The sequence below is a fragment of the Phycisphaera sp. genome (assembly GCA_025916675.1).
GTDB lineage: Bacteria > Planctomycetota > Phycisphaerae > Phycisphaerales > UBA1924 > JAHCJI01.
In genome coordinates this window covers 194,976-217,008 of the sequence record CP098402.1, presented here as the reverse complement: position 1 = coordinate 217,008, position 22,033 = coordinate 194,976, and the positions used below count along the sequence as shown (strand labels likewise).

Annotated in this window: 17 protein-coding genes; 11 read left to right on the top strand and 6 right to left on the bottom strand. The window is 68.8% G+C overall.

The genetic code is table 11. The features are described 5' to 3' along the window. Window position 1 precedes the first annotated feature (1 nt). From NCW75_00920 to NCW75_00905, 4 genes are all read left to right on the top strand, one after another. Window positions 2–1,783: a hypothetical protein gene (locus NCW75_00920; GenBank protein ID UYV12864.1), complete on the top strand. Its 1,782-nt coding sequence runs from the start codon at window positions 2–4 to the stop codon at window positions 1,781–1,783. Between the two features lie 107 nt (window positions 1,784–1,890). Next, complete coding sequence (gene gyrA / locus NCW75_00915; GenBank protein ID UYV12863.1) at window positions 1,891–4,635, top strand: DNA gyrase subunit A; 2,745 nt, start codon at window positions 1,891–1,893, stop codon at window positions 4,633–4,635. Beyond that, complete coding sequence (locus NCW75_00910; GenBank protein UYV12862.1) at window positions 4,632–4,988, top strand: STAS domain-containing protein; 357 nt, start codon at window positions 4,632–4,634, stop codon at window positions 4,986–4,988. The genes gyrA and NCW75_00910 overlap by 4 nt, the downstream gene beginning before the upstream one ends. Window positions 4,989–4,997: 9 nt before the next feature. Next, entirely contained in the window at window positions 4,998–5,912 is a 915-nt protein-coding gene (locus tag NCW75_00905) for an AsmA family protein (GenBank protein ID UYV12861.1), read from the top strand. A gap of 9 nt (window positions 5,913–5,921) precedes the next feature. On the opposite strand, the gene NCW75_00900 is transcribed toward NCW75_00905, so the two are convergent. Then, on the bottom strand, window positions 5,922–7,025 hold the full coding sequence (locus tag NCW75_00900; protein UYV12860.1) for a tetratricopeptide repeat protein: 1,104 nt from the start codon (window positions 7,023–7,025) through the stop codon (window positions 5,922–5,924). A gap of 88 nt (window positions 7,026–7,113) precedes the next feature. On the opposite strand from NCW75_00900, the gene NCW75_00895 reads away from it, so the two are divergent. Both NCW75_00895 and NCW75_00890 read left to right on the top strand, forming a co-directional pair. Then, entirely contained in the window at window positions 7,114–10,293 is a 3,180-nt protein-coding gene (locus tag NCW75_00895; GenBank protein UYV12859.1) for a valine--tRNA ligase, read from the top strand. A gap of 26 nt (window positions 10,294–10,319) precedes the next feature. Beyond that, entirely contained in the window at window positions 10,320–11,273 is a 954-nt protein-coding gene (locus NCW75_00890; protein UYV12858.1) for a hypothetical protein, read from the top strand. On the opposite strand, the gene NCW75_00885 is transcribed toward NCW75_00890, so the two are convergent. From NCW75_00885 to rsmH, 4 genes are read right to left on the bottom strand one after another with little or no spacing between them, the layout of a single operon-like run. Next, the gene (locus NCW75_00885) at window positions 11,201–13,204 is read right to left on the bottom strand and encodes a penicillin-binding protein 2 (GenBank protein ID UYV12857.1); all 2,004 of its coding nucleotides are present in this window, start codon (window positions 13,202–13,204) and stop codon (window positions 11,201–11,203) included. The two genes, NCW75_00890 and NCW75_00885, sit on opposite strands and share 73 nt — an antisense overlap. Then, the gene (locus NCW75_00880; GenBank protein UYV12856.1) at window positions 13,194–13,508 is read right to left on the bottom strand and encodes a hypothetical protein; all 315 of its coding nucleotides are present in this window, start codon (window positions 13,506–13,508) and stop codon (window positions 13,194–13,196) included. The genes NCW75_00885 and NCW75_00880 overlap by 11 nt, the downstream gene beginning before the upstream one ends. 2 nt (window positions 13,509–13,510) lie before the next feature. Next, window positions 13,511–14,470 (bottom strand): LysM peptidoglycan-binding domain-containing protein, encoded by a 960-nt coding sequence (locus NCW75_00875; GenBank protein ID UYV12855.1) that lies wholly within the window; start codon window positions 14,468–14,470, stop codon window positions 13,511–13,513. Next, window positions 14,467–15,468 carry a 16S rRNA (cytosine(1402)-N(4))-methyltransferase RsmH gene (gene rsmH / locus NCW75_00870; GenBank protein ID UYV12854.1) on the bottom strand — a complete coding sequence of 334 codons (1,002 nt, stop codon included), beginning with the start codon at window positions 15,466–15,468 and terminating at the stop codon, window positions 14,467–14,469. The genes NCW75_00875 and rsmH overlap by 4 nt, the downstream gene beginning before the upstream one ends. A 49-nt stretch (window positions 15,469–15,517) precedes the next feature. Here rsmH and sppA point away from each other — a divergent pair, with 49 nt between their 5' ends. The 5 genes from sppA to NCW75_00845 are packed head-to-tail and all read left to right on the top strand — an operon-like array spanning window position 15,518 to window position 20,968. Then, a complete protein-coding gene (gene sppA / locus NCW75_00865) occupies window positions 15,518–16,525 on the top strand; it encodes a signal peptide peptidase SppA (GenBank protein UYV12853.1) in 1,008 nt (335 codons plus the stop codon). Between the two features lie 54 nt (window positions 16,526–16,579). Next, window positions 16,580–17,899: a putative lipid II flippase FtsW gene (locus tag NCW75_00860; protein UYV12852.1), complete on the top strand. Its 1,320-nt coding sequence runs from the start codon at window positions 16,580–16,582 to the stop codon at window positions 17,897–17,899. Next, complete coding sequence (locus NCW75_00855) at window positions 17,896–19,035, top strand: UDP-N-acetylglucosamine--N-acetylmuramyl-(pentapeptide) pyrophosphoryl-undecaprenol N-acetylglucosamine transferase (protein ID UYV12851.1); 1,140 nt, start codon at window positions 17,896–17,898, stop codon at window positions 19,033–19,035. The genes NCW75_00860 and NCW75_00855 overlap by 4 nt, the downstream gene beginning before the upstream one ends. Window positions 19,036–19,085: 50 nt before the next feature. Next, a complete protein-coding gene (locus NCW75_00850; GenBank protein UYV12850.1) occupies window positions 19,086–19,607 on the top strand; it encodes a hypothetical protein in 522 nt (173 codons plus the stop codon). 26 nt (window positions 19,608–19,633) lie between these two features. Beyond that, window positions 19,634–20,968 carry a GGDEF domain-containing protein gene (locus tag NCW75_00845; protein UYV12849.1) on the top strand — a complete coding sequence of 445 codons (1,335 nt, stop codon included), beginning with the start codon at window positions 19,634–19,636 and terminating at the stop codon, window positions 20,966–20,968. A 13-nt stretch (window positions 20,969–20,981) separates the two neighbouring features. On the opposite strand, the gene NCW75_00840 is transcribed toward NCW75_00845, so the two are convergent. Then, window positions 20,982–22,025 carry a class I mannose-6-phosphate isomerase gene (locus NCW75_00840; GenBank protein UYV12848.1) on the bottom strand — a complete coding sequence of 348 codons (1,044 nt, stop codon included), beginning with the start codon at window positions 22,023–22,025 and terminating at the stop codon, window positions 20,982–20,984. Window positions 22,026–22,033: the final 8 nt, after the last annotated feature.

Sequence of the window (22,033 nt, the reverse complement as noted above, 5' to 3'; positions counted from 1 at the left end):
CATGCGGATCTTGCTGGCCATCCTGGTTCTGGTTCCGGCCGCGTTCGCCCAGGACACGCCGCCGGTGGGCGAACAAGCGTTCGCCGCCTTCGCGCGCGCCCAAGCGATCGTGTTCGACCAGGAACAATTCCGGCGCGACCTGCCCGAAGTGTGGGGCGTATCGGTCACCCTCCGGCAAGGACCGCGGCGGTTCACCGCCGACTCGATGGCGTTCGACCAGGCCCGCATCGGGCTCATCGACGCGGTCGCCCGAGAGGTCGAGAAACCAACCGAAGAGAACGCCGAGAACGCGAAGCTCACCGTCGAGCTCGCCGGCCGGCCATCGGCCATCGAGGGCGAGCGTGGGCTGGCCGACGTGGCGCTCGCGATCCGGCCCGGGCTCGACGCCGTAGCCGTGCGCGCGGGCGACTCATCGGCGGTGGTCTTCCCCGATGCCGCTCTGGCCGGCGCGATGCTGCCGACGGACATGGTGGTCGCGGCGCTGCGCGAAGCCCGGGGCGATCGGCTGCCCGTTGGCATCGCCGACGAGCCGGGCGCGTGGGATCGGTACGCCGACGTGGCCGTGCGCCAGGGCGAGGCCGCCGTGTACCGCGCGCCCGTCACCGTGCTGGCCCAGCCCAACGATGCGCTGGCTCCGGTTCTGGTGCATCGCGGCGGCCGGGTCGTGAGCATGGGCGAGCTGACCCCCGATGCGCTCGAGGGCTGGGCGGCGGGCATGGCCGACCACCTGCAACGACGCCGCTACGGCGGGCTGGAGCCCTACGGCCTGCGCGGCACGCTCGATGCGCTCCGCGGCGAACCGACCACACCGCTCGATACCCCGTTCAACCAAGCCCTCGCGGCCCACGCCCTGATGCGGTACGGCACGTCGAACTGGGCACCCGAAGACAGCGCCAGCCGGGCGCGCACCGGGGGTGTGGTGCTGCTGCGGCAGCTCGCGCTGGTCACGCCCGTGCGCATCGACGCGATGGCCGGGCTGGGCGATGAGGCGCCGCTCGAGCCCGAGCCGTGGGGCACCGTCGCATCGGCGGCCATGGTGCTCATCGCGATGGATTCGCTCGAGGCCGACGCGTTCGAGTTGTACCCCGAATTAGCAGCAATGCGCGAGCGATGCGCCCAGGTGGTGCGCCCGGCGGTGAGCCTGTCGATCACCGGATCGGCCGTGTTCGACACCGCATCGCCGGTCACCGCGTACGCCCTGATCGCGCGGGCGATGGTGGCGCTCGGCAACTCGGATATCGCGAATCAGGCAGACAGCCAGATCGGTCGGGCGGCGGCGCGGGCCATCGTCGCTCGCGTCGAGCCCGAGGTGCTGGTACCGCAGATGCCCTGGCTCTTGGCGGCCCTGGGCGATACCGAGCAACTGACCGGGGCCGACGCGCTGCAGCGGATGCGGGGGCTGGTGTGGGAGCACCAACTCGAAGGGCCGGCCGTCGAGGGCGACAATCGCGATCTGGCCGGCGGCATCGTGTTCACCCGCGGCGGCGTGCCGCTGCCCACGTGGCAGACCGCGCGCGCGGCGTCGGCGATGGGCTCGATGCTGCTCGACCCGCGCCTGACGCCGGCCGACCAGCGGGCGGGCGAGTTCCTCAGGATGCTCAAAACGCTGCGTTTCCTGCGACAACTGACCGTGGACGACAGCCTCGGGCATCTGCTGGCCGATCCCGATCTGGCGGCCGGGGGTGTCCGCGCGGCGCTGTGGGATCAGCGGCAGCCGTCGGTGGCCACCAGCCTCACCCTGATGGCCGTGTGCGACGCCCTGGATACGGCGTATCAGCCCTAGCATGCTGACCCTTTTCAACCCCGGACGACCTACAATTCGGCTTCGCTCTACGGCCGTGACGCACGGCATTTGTCTGGTGATTCGTAGGTGGTTTCGGAGGGCTTCGATTGGCCGACGCGCACGATGAGGCTGGGACTCCCCAGAACGGTGATGGTTCGGACGGCACGGTCGTCGGAGCCGGCCGGATTGTCGACCTGGAGATCGATCGCGAGCTCCAGGAAAGCTACCTGACCTACGCGATGAGCACGATCATGGACCGGGCGCTGCCCGATGTCCGCGACGGGCTCAAGCCCAGCCAGCGACGCATCCTCGTCGCCATGAACGACAACAACCTGCGGCCCGGCCGCAAGCATCTCAAGTGTGCGAAGATCGCCGGCGACACGAGCGGCAACTACCACCCGCACGGCGAGAGCGTGATCTATCCCACGCTGGTCGGCCTGGCCCAGAAGTGGCGCATGCGCGTGCCGCTGATCGACCCGCAGGGCAACTTCGGGTCGATCGAGGGCGACCCGCCCGCGGCCATGCGATACACCGAGGCGCGGATGCACCACGCCGCGGTCGACATGCTCCAGGACATGGACCTGAGCACCGTCGACATGCAGGCCAACTACGACGAGCGGCTGATGGAGCCCAAGGTGCTGCCTGGGCGCTTCCCCAACCTGCTTATCAACGGGTCGCTCGGCATCGCCGTGGGCATGGCCACCAGCATGCCGCCGCACAACCCCACCGAGATCCTCGACGCGATCACACGCGTGGTGGACAATCCCGAGATCGAGCTGCTGGAGCTGATGCAGGACGAGCTGGACGAGGCGGGCGAGGTTGTCCGCCTGGGCGTCAAGGGCCCCGACTTCCCGACCGGCGGCGTGATCGTCGGGCGGCGCGGCATCGGCGAGGCGTACGCGAACGGGCGCGGCAAGGTGTACCTGCGCGGCGTGTGCCACGTTGAAGAACTCAACAAGGACCGCCAGCAATTGGTGATCGACGAGATTCCCTACAACCTCAGCCAGCGGAACCTGGTCGAGAAGATCGTCGACGCGGTGCAGGACGAGCGGATCAAGGACATCAGCGATATTCGCAACGAATCGGGTCGGCAGGCCATGACACGCGTGGTGATCGAGCTCAAGCGCGGGGCCGACCCCGCCGTCATCGAGAACCAGCTCTACCAGTTCACGCCCTTGCAGCAGACCTTCAGCATCATCAACATCGCATTGGTTGGGCGCCGGCCGGTGACGCTCGGGCTCAAGGAGATCATCGAGCACTACATCGACCACCGGGTGGAGGTCATCCGCCGGCGCACCGAGCACCTGCTGCGCGAGGCGCGGCGCAAGGCCCACCTGCTGGAAGGCCAGATCTACGCCGTCGTGGATATCGACGAGATCGTTGCCCTCATTCGTGGGAGCTCGACGCGCGAAGAGGCCATCGAGAAGCTGATGGAACGGCGGTATCGCATCCCGCCCGAGCACCCGGCGGCCAAACAGATCCCGCAGCGTTTGCTGGATCATGTCGCCAAGTTCGAAGAGCTCGGCGGCGTGGCGCTCACTCGGCACCAGGCCGAGCAGATCGGCTCGATGCGGCTGATCCAGCTCGTCGGTCTCGAGATCGAGCGCCTGGTCGACGAGTACACCAAGCTGGCCGACGAGATCACCGACTACGAGGACATCCTGGCGAATCGCCCGCGCGTGATGGGCATCATCCGCGAGGACTGCGAAACCATGAAGGCCCGCTACGGCAACGACCGCCGGACGGCCATCGAGGACGCGGTGGGTGAGATCGACATGGAGTCGCTCATCCGCGAGCACGACGTAGTCGTGACCATCAGCCGCGCGGGCTACGCCAAGCGCGTGCCGGCCGAGACGTATCGCGCCCAGGCGCGCGGGGGCAAGGGCATCCGCGCGGGCGGCAGCAAGGACGAGGACTTCGTCCAGCACCTGTTCGTGGCCAGCACGCACGACCACCTGCTGTGCTTCACCAACACGGGTCGCGTCTTCAAGATGAAGGTGTACGAGCTGCCCGAGATGGCGCGGACGGCCAAGGGCCGGGCCATCGTGAACCTGCTGGATCTGAAGGAGGGCGAGAAGGTCTGGGCGTTCCTGACCATCAAGGACTTCGAGGCCAGCAGCCAGTTCCTGACGTTCGCCACGCGCGGCGGCATCGTGAAGCGCACGCCGCTGAGCGCGTATCGCAACGTGAACCGCTCGGGCCTGATCGCCGTGGGACTGAAGGAGGGCGACGAGCTATTCGACGTCTCGCTCACGAGTGGCACCGACGACCTGCTGCTGGTGACCAACACCGGCATGGCGATCCGCTTCTCGGAGGGCGACGTCCGCGTGATGGGGCGCTCGGCCGCGGGCGTGAAGGGCATCGACCTGGGCGACGACGCGAAGATCATCGGCTTGCTGGCCATCCCCATGGTGCCCGACGACGACGATGACGGCGAGGAGCACTGGGCGACCGCGCCAGAGGCGCTCGAGCGGAATCTGTGCCTGCTGACCGTGACCGAGACGGGCTACGGCAAGCGGACGCCCGTGGACGAGTATCGCGTCCAGCCCGAGAGCGGCAAGCCGCGCAGCCAGAGCCGCGGCGGCAAGGGGCGACGCGACATCGCCACCGGCGGTCGAAACGGGATGTCCGTAGCGGCCGTGGGTTTGAGCGAAGGCGAGGAGATCATGGTGATCTCGCGCAGCGGGCAACTCGTGCGCATGGCCGGCGACACCATCCGCGAGGTGGGCCGAGGATCGAAGGGCGTGCGCGTCGTGTCGCTCAACGGGGGCGACGACGTGATCGCCGTGGCACCGGTTGCCGAAAGCGACGACGAGGACGCGGGCGAGAGCGGCGGCGAGGCCGTGTCATGACCACCGACTGGGCCGACGACATCGTGCTGGCCAACCTCGCAGACGAGCCCGCGCTGAGCGACGAGCTCGGTGCGATCCTCGATCGGCTCGAATCGATGGATGACGCCGCACCGCCAAGCGTGGTGCTCGATTTTTCGGCCGTCACGTACATCAACAGCTCGAACATCGCCCAGTTGCTGCGGTTGCGGCAATCGCTGGAGCCTGCGAACCGGCAGCTCAGGCTGGTCGGTGTCGATGGGGACGTGCTCGAGGTGATGCGCACGACCGGGCTCGACCGGGTGCTGAGCTTCTCGCCCGACATGCTGACGGCACTCGCGAGCGTGCAGATCGACCAATCGCCCGATGCGTCGTAGCCTCCCCACGTGAAAGAGAAGGCAACCATGAAGAAGCTCCTGAAGATCGCCGCCATTGCGCTCTTGCCGCTCATCGGACTGGCGGTGCTGGCCGTCGTTCTCGCGTGGGTGTACGTCGACAGCCTGGCCCAGAGTGGCGTCGAGCGTGGTGCGAGCTATGCGCTGGATGTTCCCACCACGCTCGACTCTGCCGACGTGGGGGTGCTCACCGGATCCGTCGAACTCTCGGGCCTGAAGGTCGACAACCCCGAAGGCTTCGAGGCCGAGCACTTCCTGAAGCTCAACAACGCGGACATGAACGTCTCGCTAAACTCGCTGATGGAAGCCACGGTCGAAGTGCCGAGCCTGGTTATTCAGGGCATCGACCTGCGGCTCGAACGAACGCTGGAGGGCGCGAACTACCGCGTCATCATGGACAACCTCTCGCGCTTCGAGGGCGGCGAGAAGAAGGAAGCCGACCCGAGCGCCAAGAAATTTGTCATCCGCACCATCGAGGTTCGCGACATTCGAGTCCAGGTCGACGCCGTGCCGATAGGCGGCGCCATCGGAGACCTGACCACCGCGTCAGTTACCGTCCCGGAAGTCGTGCTCCGCGACGTGGGGACGGCCGGCGAGCCCATGTCGATCGCCGAGATCACCACCGTCTTGCTCAAGGCGATCCTGGCGTCGGCGGTCGAGGTCGGTGGAGGCGTGCTGCCCGAGGACGTGCTGGGCGACATCGGCGATCAGCTTGCCTCACTTGTGGACTTGGACGACGTGGTGGGCAGCATCGAAGGCTTGGGCGAGGCCGCCGGCGATCTGCTCGGAGTACCCATCGAGGCAGCCGAGGGCGTGGGCGAAACGATCGAGGAGGTGGGCGAGCAAATCGGCGGATTGCTTGGTGGCGGGAAGAAGGAAGGCAAAGACCCCGAAGACCCAGGATGATCCGCTCGATCAGCGGGGCTTGGACTTGAACTCGCGCTGGTCCGACAGACGCTCGATCAGTTGAGCTGCCCCGGCGTGGCCGGCTTCCTTCGCCCGACGGGCGTAGGCGAGCGCGGTCGGCCGGTCGCTCGCGCGATCGAGCCATGCCGCTGCCTCGAACGCCAACTCAGGATCCTTGGGGCGAGCGTCGGAAGCCGCGCGATACAGGGCGGCGGCCTCGATGGGCTGCTTGAGCATGCCGTAGCACTCCCCCGCGAGGCGGAGCACCGGCTTGGTCCGCATGGCCTTGTCCGAGAGCGAGCCGATGACCACGACGGCCTTGGACGCGTCGCCCATGCGATTGAGAGCGCGGGCCTGGATGATCTTCCACGCGTCGTTCTCGGGGTCGTGGTGGCGGGCGCGGCCGGCGTGCTGGAGGGCCATCTCGGACTTGTTCTCACGCAGCGCGATCTCGGCGAGCATGCCCCAGATGCGCGGGTCGTCGGGCGAGGCGTGCCGGGCGCGGGCAAGGGCGGCCGTCGCTGGGGCGTAGTTGCCCGCTTCGAGTTCGGCCTGCCCCAGGAACAAGGCGTACTGGGGATTGCTTGGGTCGGCCTCGTGGGCCAGACGCAGGTGGGCGATGGCCTCGGTCTGGCGGCGCAGGCGCGAGGCCAGCGTGCCGGCGGCGAAGTGCAACTGCGGGTCGGTGTTGCCCAGTGTGATGGCCTGGGAGAACTGGTCGTACGCGGCCTGGTCGTCGTCGACCGCGAGGTAGGCCCCGGCCAAGGCGACGCGGACGTCGCGATCGCGGTCGGCCCGGGCGACCATGGGCTCGAGCACGGCCAGAGCCATCGCGGGCTCGCCGTCGGCCATGTAGGTCTGGGCCTGCTCGAGGGCGGCGGTGATGTCGGCCGACTTCACGGCAGAACCCATCGACGCGGCAGCTGCCGACGAGGGCGGCGGCTTGGCACCCTGCCAGAAGACCGCCAACGCGACCACCAGCCCGATGGACAGCAGCCCCACGGCGCACGTGCCCAGGCCCAGCCCCTTGCGGGGCGGCTCTTGGGGCTCGTAGGCCGGGAATCGGGATGGCAAACGGTCCAGGGCGAGCCTGGCCTCATCGCGCGGTGTCATTACCGTTTACTATCGGCTTGCTACACTGGTTTTTCACCCCCAACAGCCCGGATAACTGCCGGCAGACCATGCCGATGCCCCTTCTACCATGCCAGAACTACCCAAGCAATACGACCCGAAAGCCGCCGAAGCCCGCGCATGGTCCCGATGGGACGACGCGGGCGCCTTCGCGGTCGACCCGCGCAGCGTGCTGCGGGGCGACCGGAAGCCGTACGCGGTGGTCATCCCCCCGCCCAACGTAACCGCCCGGCTACACCTGGGCCACGCCCTGAACACCACCGTGCAGGACGCCCTGGTGCGGGCCCACCGCATGAAGGGCTACGAGACGCTGTGGATGCCCGGCACCGACCACGCGGGCATCGCCACGCAGACGGTGGTCGAGCGGAAGCTGATGGAGACCGAGGGCAAGCGGCGGACGGACTACTCACGCGAGGAGTTCGTCGCCCGCGTCCAGGCCTTCAAGGACGACTTCGAGGCGCAGATCACCGACCAGTTCAAGGCCATGGGTGCGTCGTGCGATTGGGCCCGCCAACGCTTCACCATGGACGAGGTGTGCGCCCGGGCCGTGCGGGAGGCGTTCTTCATCCTGTTCCGCGACGGGCTGATCTATCGAGGAAAGCGGCTGGTGAACTGGGACCCGGTGACCGGCACCGCCCTGGCCGACGACGAGGTCGACTCGATCGAGGTCGACGGCACGTTCACGTACCTGCGGTACCCACTCGTACACGCGCCGAAGAACGAGGACGATCCACGGGACACCGAGCCCGTGACCTGGAGCGAATTGGCGGCCCGGGGCTACCCGGCCGAGCACGTGGAGGGCGAGGACGAGCAGCCGGCGTGGATTACCGTGGCGACGACCCGGCCCGAGACGTATCTGGGTGATACGGGCGTCGCGATCAACCCCAAGGACGCTCGCGCCAAGGCGCTGCGGGGGCTTCGCGCCCAATTGCCGATCGTGGGGCGTGTGGTGCCGATCGTCGAGGACGACTATGTGGTACTGCCCGACCCCGAGAGCGGCGACGCGAAGGCGAAGATGGCCACGGGCTTCTTGAAGGTCACGCCCGCGCACGACCCTAACGATTTCGAGCTCGGCCGCCGGCACCACCTATCGATCATCAACGTGATGGCGCCCGACGCGAGCATCAGCGCCGACTATGGCTGGGCCGAGGTCGACCCCGAGGGCGCCAAGGCATCGCACGTGTTCATGGGCAAGGGCCGCGAGGAGGCCCGCACGCTCGTGCAGCGCGAGTTCGAGGCGCGGGGGTTGCTCCAGGGCGTCAAGCCCCACCGCCACAGTGTGGGCCACAGCTACCGCAGCCACGCGCCGGTTGAGCCGTACTACACCGACCAGTGGTACGTGCGCGTGACCGACGACAAGCTGCGCGGGAGCGCGCAGCGGGCGTTACACCGTACGCAACGTGAGAGCGAGGGCTACAAGCCGCGCACGGGCGTGAAGACCGACTCAACCGTCAGGTTCCACCCCGCCCGCTACGCCAAGACGTACGAGCAATGGCACGATAATCTGCGAGACTGGTGCATCAGCCGTCAGCTCTGGTGGGGGCACCAGATCCCCGTGTGGAGCAAGGCCTTCGGCACGTTCACCAACTTCATCGGCGAGGAGGACTCCAAGCAGGACAGGCTCGTCAACCTCATGATGAGCCTGCGTGACCACGACCCCTCGACGCCCATCGTGTACCGCCTGGTGAGCGCGAGCGACATGGGCGTGCCGCTGCGCGATCCCGCCGAGATCCAGGAGTGCGACGACCTGGTGTGCATGGTGTGCGTGCGGCGGCCGGGCGCGTTCGAGACCGAAAAATACGGGACGATCGAGTTCGAGAGCCTGCTCGAAGAAGCCGGCTTCGAGCGCGACCCCGACGTGCTGGACACGTGGTTCAGCAGCGCGTTGTGGCCCATGTCGACGATGGGCTGGCCCGAGCCGGCCATCGCGGGCGAGGAATTCGACGGGCTCCTGGAAGCCTTCAACCCCACAAGCGTGCTCTGCACCGCGCGCGAGATCATCACGCTGTGGGTTAGCCGCATGGTGATGTTCAACCGCTACTTTTTGGCCACGCCCGAGCAGGAGCCCGGCACGGGCCACCAGCCCTTCGACGACGTGTTCATCCACGCGATGATCCAGGACGGCCAGGGCCGCAAGATGAGCAAGACGCTTGGCAACGGCGTCGACCCGGTCGACATCATCGAGAGCCACGGCGCCGACGCGATGCGCTTCACGCTGGCCCACATGACCACGCACACCCAGGACGTGCGCATGCCCGTGGAGGCCGACCCCAAGACCGGCAAGAACACGAGCCCGAAGTTCGACATCGGCCGCAACGTGTGCAACAAGCTCTGGAACGCGACGCGGCTGGCGATGGGCATCCTGGACCAATCCGACCCGCTGCCGGCAACGATCGACAAGAACGCGCTGGGCGTGGTCGACAAGTGGATGCTCTCACGCCTCGGCACGGCTGTCGACGAGATGGACGCCGCGCTCGAGGCGTACAACTTCCACGCCTACGCCGAAGCGTTTTATACGCTCTTTTGGCGTGATTTCTGCGATTGGTACCTCGAAGCCATCAAGCCCACCGCGCGCGAGGACGCCAACCAGCGCGGCGTTCTGAGGCTGGTACTCGAATCGATCCTGCGCGTCGCGCATCCGGTGATGCCGTTTATTACCGAGGCCATCGGCGAGCAACTGGGCCAGCATTCGTTACCAGCGCTGGCCGGTCTGCCGCTCTCGGTCTCGCGCGATGGCGTGCTGGCGACGGCGGGCTGGCCGGTGGTCGACGCCTCGCTCCGAGATGCCGAGGCAGCGGAACAGTTCGAGCGGGCCCGCGGGCTCGTCGGGGCCGTGCGCGAGGTGCGCGCCAAGCACAATGTGAAGCCCCGCCGGATGATCACGCTGCACTCGCCGGTGGAACTGGCCGAAGCCATCGAGCCGGTAGCCGGCGTGGTGCGCACCCTGGCAGAGCTCGAAACCATCTCGACCGACATGCCCAACGGCGAGGCGGCCACCTGCACCTATGACGGCTGGGAGCTGCGTGTCACCAACCTGGCCGACGAGGTGGATGGCCAAGCCGAGCGGGAGCGTTTGGAGCGGCAGATCGCCGAACTCGACGGCTCGCGGAAGACGCTCGAGGGCCGCCTGGGCAACCCGGGCTACACCGACAAGGCGCCCGCGAAGCTGGTGGAGCAATCACGCGAGCAGCTCGAGCGCGTGAAGCAAGAACTCGCGACCGCGCAGCTCGCGTTGGAGCGCCTGAGCTGAAGCGCTACCTCCCGCTGCTGCTGCTCTTGGGCGCACTGCTGGCGGGCTGCGCGGGCGATGCCGTGGGGCCCGACGGCGTCGTCCGCCGCGACCGCTGGGTGTACATGCAGCGCGAGGGCGTGCAGATCTCCACGCCCAACTACCACCTGCTCACCACGGCCCAGCACCTCCCCATCGCGCGGTCGATGCCCGCGTTCCTCGAGGCCTCGCTCGCTCGGCATCGGCGCTTCGCGGGCACGAGCCTGGGCGGTCCGGCACTGCCCAACCCGCCGGGGCGGATGCAGATGTTCCTGTTCGCCGATCGCGAGGAATGGGCGCAATTCACGCGAGCCACGGTGGACGAGAGCGCGCACCCGCTGCTGGCCATCGAGGTGGGCGGGTACTCGGCCGGCGGGCGGGCGGTGCTCTTTGCGCTCCCCCCCGCGTACGACCGCCTGACGCTCAAGATCGCCGCCCACGAGGGCTGGCACCAGTACGTCCAGCGGTCGTTCCGTGAGGCGCTACCCACGTGGACCGACGAGATGATCGCGGTAATGGCCGAGGGGTTCGTGATCGACGCCGACGGCTCGTACCGCTTCGAACCGTTGCTGAATCCCGAGCGGCTCGCACAACTCGGCAGCGTGCTCGACACGGGCCGGTGGCGTTCGCTCGGGGAACTCCTCGCGGGCGACCCCACCGAATTGCTTGGCAGCGAACCCACCCGCGCGGTCGACTATTACGCGCAGCTCTGGGTGCTCGGTATCTACCTCGCGGTCGATGACCAGGGCTGGTCGGGCGTCGAACGCCTCCTCCGCGACGCGGCGCGAGGACGCATGCAGCGCGAGCTCGGGCGACCACGTGCCGGCGATCTCGGGCGCGTCGCGTTCGCGCGATACATCACGTCGGACCTGGCATCCTTCGACGACGGCTACCTGGCGTTCGCGACCACGCTGGTCGAGGAAGCGTCGGCCGAGACGCGATCGGGCTCGACACCCAGGTAGGGCAGCGCCTGCTCCATGATGCGGCGGACGGCTGGGCCGGCGACCTGGGAACCGTAGTAGAGATTGCTGCGGACGACATCCGGCCCGGGGTCTTCGATGCTGACCATCACGACAAGCCGCGGGCGCTCGACGGGCGCACCCGCAACGAAGCTGGAGACGTACTGCCGTTCGAGATACCCGCGAGCCCCGCGCGGGCGGCGGTGCCAGCTCTCGGTGCGCTCGGGGGCCACCTGGGCGGTGCCCGACTTGCCGAACATCGTGTAGGCGAATGGCCCCTCGCTGGGTTCCAGGCGGTTGTCGAGCTTTTTGGCGATGAGCACCATCACGTCGCGTGTGTTGAGTGCGGCCTCGGCCGATACGGCGCGGCGTGCGATCAGGCCGTCTGGCCCGCCCACGCCCACAGCGCTGAGCCGCAGCGCGGGCACGGTGCCGGCGTCGTTGCCATTGCGCGCAAACGCGCAGAACGCTCTGGCAACCTGGGCGACGCTCGTGGTGACCTCCTGGCCGAACGCGATGGAGACATGGGTGTACGTGTTCCAGTTCTTGAGCGAGCGCAGCGTGCCATGGGCCTCATCGGGCAGGCCGACACGAGGTGGTGTGCCAACGCCAAAACGCTCGAGCGCGTCGTGGAACTCCCTTGGCGTGAACCGCTGGGCACCCAACGCCATACCGATGTTCGACGAGTTGACCAGAACCTCCGACCAGGTCTGCTCGCCGTTGACGTGCGAGTCTTGCAAACGCCGGCCGTTAATGAACGTGACCCCGCCCGGCGCGGCCTCGTACACCTCGTCGAGCAAGTCGGGGTGGGCGTCGGTCAGGGCCGACCACACGAACGCCTTGAACGTCGAGCCGGGCTCGTAGGCGTCCTCGACCACGCGGTTGCGCCCGATGGCGGGATCCTGCTCACGCAGCGGATCGGGCCGGACGAACTGGAAGCGTTGGAACAGATCGGGGTGGGGGTCCCACTGCTCGCGCGGCACGCGGTTGTCGGCCCAGGGATAGGGCACGTTCTCAACCTCGCGAAAGACGTCGGCCATCGCCAGCACCTCGCCGGTGGCGGGATCGATCGCGACGACCATCCCACCCGCGGCGTCGGCGTCTTCGACGGCACGCTGCAGCTCGGCCAGCACGATGCGCTGGAGCTCGAGGTCGATCGACAGGTGCAAGGGCGCGGCGGGCGCGGGGGGCGTGGCGGCACCCCGGGCGATCCACAGCGGACGGCCGGCGGCATCGTGCGTGTAGGTGATCGCACCGGGCTGGCCCTCGAGCCGCTCGCGCATCACGCGCTCGATGCCCTCGCTGTACATCGGATCGCTGCCGACCTTCCCAACGATCGACGCGGCAAGATCGCCGCCCACACGATCGCGCGTAGCCTCACGCTCGAGGTGGATGCCGGGCAATGGGTGCGCACGCACGATGGCCAGGCGGCTATCGTCGAGGTGACCGCCGATACGCACGTAGCGGATGAGCGGCTTGGGATCCTCGGCGCCTTCGACCGGCGGAGCGAGCTTTGCTTTGTCAATGGCGACCTGCCGATCGCGGTTCTCGCCCAGAGCGATCTGGATACGGCGGTCGATCTCGAAGTCGTCCTCGCCGGTCATCCACGCCATGGCGGCGGCGAGCTCGTCGATGGTGATCGTGCCCTTCTCGAGTTGCTCGGCGATCTCGATGGGATCGAAGAACACCCGGTGGACGTAGCGCGAGACGGCCAGCGGGCGGCCACGCCGGTCGAGCACATCGGCGCGGGGCACGCCGATCGTGTGCTGCCGTTCACGAGCGTCGAGCACCGACACGATGCGCGAGGGTGGAGCCGCTTGCAAGATCGCCACGCGCACCACGATGGCTCCCAGCATGATCGAGCACGCGATGCCGAGGGCCGGTGCAACCCAGCGGACGCGAAGGGCGGATGGCGCGCTGGGATCATCGCTCATCGGCGGTTTCCAGGCCCACGAGGGCGGCATCGGGCGCGCTATCGCCGGATCCCTCGGCGTCGAGTTCGGCGAGGCGCTCGCGCAGCTCGGCGGGCCCGATGTGCCGGGCGATGTCCGCCCGCAAGCGGCCCGAGGCCTCGTCCACGCGCATCACGCGGAGGCGCAGCGACGCGAACTCGTGGGCGGCCTGCGTTCGGAGCTGGCGAATCGTGAGCAGCGAGGCGGCGATGGCGGCCAAAGCAACGACACTGAATGCCAGCTTGCAGCCGAACGCGCCGCCGATCTGGACCTTCGCTCGCGCCATGTTCAGGAGCTCGGCAGCTTGAGGACCATGCCCGCGCGGAGCTCGTCGGGGTCCTTGAGCACGTCGCGGTTGAGCGCGATCAGCTCGTGCTGGCGGCGGATGGTGCCCAGGACCTCCTGAGAAATCTCGCCGAGCGTGTCGCCCGACTTGACGGTATAGGTCATCGAGTTCGGAGTTGGCCTGGGCGTGCGGTCGCTCGCCGGCTTGTTCGTCGCGCGTGCGCTCTCACGCGTAGGTGTTGTGCCCTGCGTGGGATCAAGGATGCGCAGGGTCACGCCCTCGCGGATCGAGCCGTTGTCGCCGACACGCCCCTCGTTATCCTTGGCGATGCGGCGCCACGTGTTGCCGTCGCCGTAGTACTCGGCCGCGATCTTGTAGAGCGACTCGTTGGCTTGCACGTGGTGCTGCACGACCACGGGGCTCGTCGAGACCCGTCGCGAGACGGGCTGGCCGCGCTCGTCGTCCAGAACGGCCATGCTCTCGATGCCCGAGCCCGACGCCCGGCCCGTGAGGTCGCGGATGCTGCCGGCGAGCCTCTCGGCGCCAACGGCCACGGCGTCGCCCATGCGATCGAGCACGGTCTCCGAGCCGGCGACCCGCTCGCCACCGTTCTCGCCGAGAACGAACTCGATCGGCGCTGGGGGCGTGGTTTCGATGGGCTCATATTCGGGCGCGGTGGCCACGACCGGAGCCTCGTCCTGTGTGGCGCGGACGGCCGCTGCCAACTCACGCTCGGGCATCCGTGTGACCGGCCGGCCGCGGAACTCTTCCTCGGTCTCCGGCAGCGTCACCACGCGGCGGAGGGCCTGGCCTTCGGTCGAATCGACCAGCACGGTCGAGTCGTGTGGGGCGTCCTCGAGGTCGGTCGACCGCGCGGCGGCAAGATGGTCGCTGATCAGCAAACCCACCACCAGCACGGCGGCAAACCCAAGCACCAAAGCCAGCTTCTGCTCACGGGTCAACGGGGCTGTCCCCCTTCCGAGGTCGAGGTCGTCGTCGGGTTCAGTTCGATGGCCCGAAGGCGGGCCGAGCGTGCGCGGCGGTTGGTGGCCATCTCGGCCTCGCTGGGCATGACGGGCTTGCGGGTCAGGCGGCGAGCGGTGCCGGCGTCGGCCAGGGCGGTGAACGCACGCTTGACCATCCGGTCTTCAAGAGAATGGAAGGAGATAATGGCCACCCGTGCCCCCTGGGCCAGCCATCGGCCGCCCGTGTCCGCTGGCCGCCCCACACCCATCTGGGCCGGCCCGCTCTCGCTTGTCTTCGGCCCCACTTGAGACGAGATCGCCCCAAGAAGTGCCGACAGCGCGCCCAGCTCGTCGTTGACGGCTATTCGTAACGCCTGGAACGTCCGAGTAGCCGGGTCGATGCCGCCACCAGAGGTGCATGACCTGACCAATTCTGCCAGTGCGCGCGTGGTGGTTATCGGTTTGGCTTCGCGGGAAGCGACAACTTTCCGGGCGATCCGCCGAGAGCCCCGCTCCTCGCCGAACGCCCACAGAATCTCGGCGATTTCGGCCTCGCTGGCGGTCGCCAGAAGCTCGGCGGCGCTGACTCCCGAGGTCGGATCGAGCCGCATATCCAGCGGCCCATCGTGCTTGAAGGAAAACCCCCGCGAGGGATCGTCCACCTGGGGGCTGGCAAAGCCTAGGTCGGCCAGCAGGGCATCGGCGGCCAGACCTCGCTCGGCCATTGCGGCGGGCAGGCCCGCGAATGAGTCGTGGATCGGCTCGACCCGGATGTCCGGCTGGGCTTGCCGCACCCGGGCCGTGGCCCGCTCGAGCATCGAGGCGTCCAGATCGCCCAGCACGACGGTACCACTGGGGCCAACCCGCTCGGCCGCCATCGCCGCGTGGCCGCCCAGACCGGCCGTGGCGTCGGCGTAGGTCTGGCCGGGTTCCAGGGCGAGCAGGTCGAGCGACTCGGCGGGCAGGACGGATTGGTGATCGAGGGGGAGGGCCATCTCCGGGGATGATTGCACGCGGGACGGGCGGTGGATGTACAGTGGGCCCATGAAAGCACTCATCGCACTGGTTTCCATGGTGTTCGTGCTCGCCGGCTGCTCGCCCCTGGGCCTCACCATCAGGCTGGGCCCCTCGAACGACCAGATGGTGGCCTCCCGCGTGCTCGAGGTGGGCGAGGGCCCGGGCACGCCCACCGATAGGGTCGCGATGATCGTGGTCCGAGGCCTGATCACCGACACCCCCACCACCGGCTTCCTCGGCGAATCCAGCGCCCCCATCGACGCCATGGTCACCCAGCTCCGGCTCGCGGCCAAGGACGACGACGTGAAAGCCGTGCTGCTCCGCATCGATTCGCCCGGCGGCACCGTGGCCGGCAGCGAGACCGCCTACCGCGAGGTCCGGGCCTTCATGGAAAAAACCGGCAAACCCGTGGTCGTCTCGATGGGCGAGGTGGCCACCAGCGGCGGGTACTACCTGGCCCTGGCGGGCGACCACATCATGGCCGAGCCCGGCACGCTCACGGGCTCCATCGGCGTGCTGATCCCCAGCCTGAATTTCAGCGAGGGCATGGCCAGGCTGGGCATCGAGACCCGGTTCGTCACCAGCGGCCCGAACAAGGACCTGGCCAACCCCCTGGCCCCCATGCGCGAGGAGCACTACGAGATCCTCCAGGGCATCGTGCGGGAGTACTACGCCAGCTTCCAGTCGATCGTGCTCAGGCGCCGGCCCATGCTCAAGCCCGAATGGGTCGCCAGGGCCACCGATGGGCGGGTGATGACCGGCGACACCGCGGCGGCCATCGGGCTGGTCGACAGCCTGGGCGGCGTTCACGAGGCCATGGACAAGGCCATGGAGCACGCCGGCCTCGACCGGGCCGTGCTGGTGCGGTACGGATCGAAGGGCAACGCGCCGCGGACGGCCTACGCCGGCGGCACCACACCCACCCCGGTCATGGCCGACCAGTCCATCAACCTGCTGCGCGTCGAGGGAGCCGGCCTGAGCGCCGGAGCGCTCGGGTTGCGGCCTGGGGTTGGGTACTACGTCTGGGTGCCCTGAAGAACCGGGCTTTTGCATCGCAAACGCGGGGGCATCCGATAGGCCCTATTAGAAGTGCGCCCCGGGTGGACCATCCTGCTCTGTGTGCTGACGCTGCTGGGCGTCGGCCTGGTCATGGTGCGCTCGGCCGACACGCGGGTGAACCCAATCCCCACGCCCGAGCCGCTGGACTTCAGCCAGGGCGCGGCCCTGCTCGTTGTGCCCGATCCGCCCGATCCGGTGGATCCCTCGTTTCGCGAGGCCCTGCTGGGCATGGCCACGTCCAGGGCCGCGGTGTACGCCGGTATCGCGCTGCTGGCGACGCTGCTGGCCGCCGCCGCGCCCGCTGGGTTGCTCGACAGGGTTGATTCGCTCGCCGGTGTGAAGCGTCCCGGCCTGTGGCTCGCGGTCGCCGTACTGCTCATCGTGGGCGTGCTGGTCTTGGTGTACATCCCGGGCATCAGCCGCGAGGCCAAGGGCGCCAAACGCTGGGTCGAGCTGACGCTGCCGGGGATCGGCCTGTTCAGTTGGCAGCCCAGCGAGGTGGCCAAGTGGGCCCTGCCGGCGACTATCGCGATCTTCGCCGCCGCCCGTGGGCCGGCCATCGGCACGATCTGGAAGGGCCTGCTGCCCACCGGCATCGCCGTCGCCCTGGTCTGCGGGCTCATCATGAAGGAAGACCTGGGCACGGCCGTGCTCATCGGGGCGGCGTGCGGCGTGGTGCTGCTGGCCGCGGGCATCCGCTGGTGGCACGTGGGCCTGCTGGCGACGGTCGCGATGGCGGCGTCGGTGCAGGCCGTTCGGACCAGTTCGTATCGCATGGATCGGATCACCAGCTTCCTCGACCCCTGGGCCGACCCCGCCGGCACCGGCTATCACATGATCCAGTCCCTGGCGGCCATCTCGGGCGGCGAGCTCACCGGCCGCGGGCTGGGCAACGGGCTGCACAAGCTGGGCTACCTGCCCGAGGACACTACCGATTTCCTCTTCGCCATCATCTGCGAGGAACTCGGCGTGCTCGGCGCGGCGGGCGTCGTGGGCGTGTTCGCGGTGCTCACCTGGGCGTGCATCGGCGTGGTGAAGCACGAGCGGGGCGCGGCGTGCCAGCTCGTCGCGCTGGGCGTGACGGCCACCGTATCGCTCCAGGCCATCATGAACCTGGCGGTCGTTACCGGGCTGGGGCCAACCAAGGGCATCGCGCTGCCGCTCGTCAGCGCGGGCGGCACCGGCTGGGTGCTCACCGGGGCGTCGCTGGGCCTGCTCATCGCGATGGACCGCCGGCAGGCCAGGCGCATGCCCGTGGTCGAGCACGAGCCCGAGCCTCGCCCCAAAGCAGAGCCACGTCCGCATCGCCTCGGTCGCGTGCGCTCGCACCCGGCCGAGGTCGTGGCGTGAGCGAGAAGGCCGGCCTTGGCATCGCGTTCCTCGGAGGGGGCACCGGCGGGCACATCTACCCGTCCCTGGCCATCGCCGAGGCTCTCGAAAAGCTGGACCCGACAACGCACGCCGTCTTCATCACCGGCGATCGGCCCGCCGACGAGCAGTCACTAGCGGGGCAGCTCGTGTTTGGCAACCCTCCCAAGCGAGTCGCGATCGGCGCGAGACCGCCATCGATCAGACCCCGAGCGATGGCCCGCTGCGTTCGCGCTTGGGGCCGATCGCTCCGCGACAGCCGCGAGGCGCTGCGGGACCTGAAAGCCTCGTGCAACTCTGTCGTCGCGATCTCCACCGGCGGCTACGTGTCGGCCCCGGCGGCCCGGGCGGCACGCGTCGAACGCGTACCCCTGGTGCTCGTGAGCCTGGACGCCCGCATCGGCAAGGCCAACCGCTTCATCTCAAAGTCAGCCGCGCACCGACTCGTCGCGCAGAACGAGGGCCCGAGCGGCTGGAACGCCATCGGTCCGATCGTCGGCCAGCGCGCCATCGCGCCGGGCGGCAAGCCCGAGTGCCGGCGGATGCTGGGGCTCGACCCCCACACCCCGACGCTGCTGGTCATGGGCGGCAGCCAGGGCGCAACCTCGATCAACAGGTTCATGGCGGCGCTGGCCGAGAGCACACCCGAGGCACTCGAAGGCTGGCAGGTGCTGCACCTGGCCGGCGATGCGCGCGGGGCGGCCGATACCCAGGCCGCCTACGAAGCAGCGGGTGTCCGAGGCCGCGTCCTCGAACGGCAGAGTCCCATCGGCCCAGCATGGGGCTCGGCTGATCTTGCGCTGTGCCGCAGCGGCGCGGGCAGCGTGGCCGAGGCGCACGCCAACAACGTGCCGGCAATCTTCCTGCCCTACCCCCACCACCGAGACCAGCACCAAGCCGCCAACGCGCAGCCACTGGTCGACGCCGGCGGCGCGGTGCTGCTGGAAGATCGCGTCTCGCCCGGTGCAAACCTGGAAACCGTCGGCCCGACGCTGAGGGAATTCCTCGGTGCGCCCGAGCGCTGTAAAAAAATGGCGGCCGCTCTCGGGTCGTTGCCACGCCAAGACGGCGCCTCGGCGTGCGCCCGGATCCTGATCGAAGCAGCCAAACGGGCCTGAACCCCGCAGAACCGACAGGCCTCGCCGGGCGATCTGGTATACTTGGGGTGATGGGGCAAAACGGCCAAGACCACTTCGCAAAGGCTCAGCATTCCGGGCCCTGCTGCGTGCTGTGGACACCCGCCGGCCAGGAACCACCACGAGAACTCCTCGCGTCGCTCGAACGCCGCGGCTTGGCGTGGGTGGCGGCCCAGGACGGCTACTCGGCGATGGCCGAGATCCTGCTCCGCCAGCGGGCCAGTAACGGCACCAAGTCCGCAGTCTTGGTTCTCGTTCATCCCACAAAATTAGACTTATCGGGCATTGTCGTGGACGCCCTGGGCCGCTTTGCGGGGCCCGTGGCGGTCTGGCGGTACGATCCTGAGGCCCATCCGGTGCTCGCGGCGGCCCAGCGGCACGAACTGGCGACCGTGTTCGTGCGAACAGAGTCCATAGAGCCAAGGCCCGTCCGCGCGCCAGAGCCGAAGCCGAAGCCCCCCTCTCCCAAGGAAGAGGAGGACGAGCCCACGGCTTCGTCGCTGCTGAGCGATGACGAGTTGAGCATGCTGCTGGCCGAGAGGCCCGAGCGTTGAGCGGCCTTGGCGGAAGGATCCTGGGAGTGAGCGTGGGCACCAACGGCACGACACCGCAAGACCAGAGCGCCCGCCACAGCACGGGCGAAACCCGGGCCGAGGGCCCGGCCCGGATCGTGCTCGTCGGTCGCACCGGGCTCGACGGCGTGCTGGCCGCACCGTCGAGCACCGAACTCGTGCGTGTGCGCAGCGGCATGGACGCGTTGGGCGAGGTCTCGGCCTGGAAGCGCGATGGCCACGCCGCTGGCGAGCAAGTGGTCGTGCTGGGTGAGGCCGTCGACGCCGATCCCTCGCTGCTGCGGGCACGCCGATTCGTCGAGGCGTTGCGCCGGCTCGACCCCGAGGTCCGCGTGCTGGCCGTGGGCCGGCCCTTGCACGACGAGGGCGAGGGCGCTGAGGCCTTCGACGGCTGGCTTGACATCGATGACCCGGCGTACTCCTCCCGTGTGCTGCTCCAGGGCCAGCGCAACGCGAGGGCGATGCCGCGCGAGAGAATAGCGCCGAGCAAACCGGTCGAGGTCGCCGCGCCCGAGTTGCCGCACGCGGCGGACGACGACGCCGAACTCGTCGCGCTCCTGCTCGAGGACAAGGGCGTTGTGTCCGCAGCGATCGAACTCGCGTCCGGCCGATTGGGCGTGCCGTTAGAGCTCCGGGACGTTGCCGACGCGCCAGTGGGCCCGGGGCGCGCGCCCCTACCGGGGATTGATGGCAGGGTGCTCGTCGGCCCACGCGCGACCGGCGAAGCGCTCGAACAGGCCGCGGCATGGCTGGCGGGCTGGATCAAGCTCGAAGCCCGGCAGCGCACGCTCGCGATGCAGGCCAGCACCGATCCGCTGACGGGTGCCTGGAATCGGCGATTCTTCGACACGACCCTCGCCGACGCCATCGAGCAGGCGGGCGATGCGAGGCGCGACCTCTCGGTGCTCGTCTTCGACATCGACGACTTCAAACGCTACAACGACCAGCACGGGCACGAGGCCGGCGACGAGATCCTGTGCCAGGTCGTGCAGTTGCTCCAGAGCGTCATCCGGCCCACCGACAAGGTCTGCCGCATCGGCGGCGACGAGTTCGCGGTGATCTTCGACGATCCGTCGGGCCCGCGTGAGCCGGCGAGCCGCCATCCGACGTCGGTCGTGGGCGTCGCCAAACGCTTCCAGCAGCAGGTCGCCACCAAGCGATTCCCCAAGCTGGGCGACGACGCGCCGGGGCGGCTCACGATTTCCGGAGGTCTCGCGACGTTCCCGTGGGACGGGCTCGACGGGGCCTCGCTCGTGCGCGCCGCCGACCAGCGGGCGCTCGAGAGCAAGCACCAGGGCAAGAACGCCATCGAACTCGGCCCCGTCGATCAGCACGACGGCTGATCCAAATCAACTCCTATCGCGCCGCACCAACACCGACGCGTAGCAGCGTGGTGTGCCCCATCGGCGCTGCCGGATCGCACACGAACGACACGCGGTCGGCGCACGCGGCGGGCACGACCACCGTGTGCCCCGCGTGGATCGGCAAATTCGCGGCGTCGTCGCCCTTGACCACGACCTCGCCCACGCCGCTCACGAGCATCAGCACCTGGCAGCGGCCGTCGAAGACAAGCGGGATCTCGTCGCCGCCGTGCGGCCGGGCCTCGTCGATCGAGAACGCGTCGAGCGCGCACAGGCGTCCGGCCTCATCACCCGGCCCCAATCGGGTCGTGGCGGGCGGCGGCCCTTCGAGGATGCACTGGACCGCCTCGTCGAGGTGCAACTCGCGCCCCGTTCGGCCGTACTCCTTGGCCCAGTCGTAGACACGGAAGGTCGTGTCGCTGGGCGTCTGCACCTCGGCCACCAGCGTGCCCGCGCCGAGCGCGTGGATCGTGCCGGTCGGCAGCGCGTGCAGGTCGCCGACCTTCGATGGTGCGCTGTGCAGCATGGCGGGCACGTCACCGCCCTCTCGCGCGACGGTGCGGATGTCTTCGGGTGTCACGCCTGGAGCCAGGCCCTTGAAAATGCGCGCACGCTCGTCGGCCTGCGCCACGTACCAGCACTCGGTCTTGACGTGCGCATCGGCGTTCGATGCCGCGTACGCCTGGCTCGGATGCACCTGCACCGACAAGTCCTCTCGCGCGTCGAGGTACTTGACCAGCAGCGGGAAGCGGCCGTCGAGCGACGCCACCGAACCGAGCAGGTCGGCACCCCACATGGCCACGGCATCCCGGATGGTCTTACCCTCCATCGCGCCACGCGCGATGATGGACGACACCCCGCCGCCGCCCGCGCCCGACGAGCTCGTGGCGTCGAGGTCGGCCAATTCCCAGCTCTCGCCGATGTTGGCACTATCGGGCAGGTCCTTGCCCAGCGTGGCCAGACGCCGACCGCCCCAGACCTTCTCAAAAAGCCTGGGTTCGAGTACGAAGGGCAGCGGTATTGGTGCATTGGGCGGCACGGGAGCGC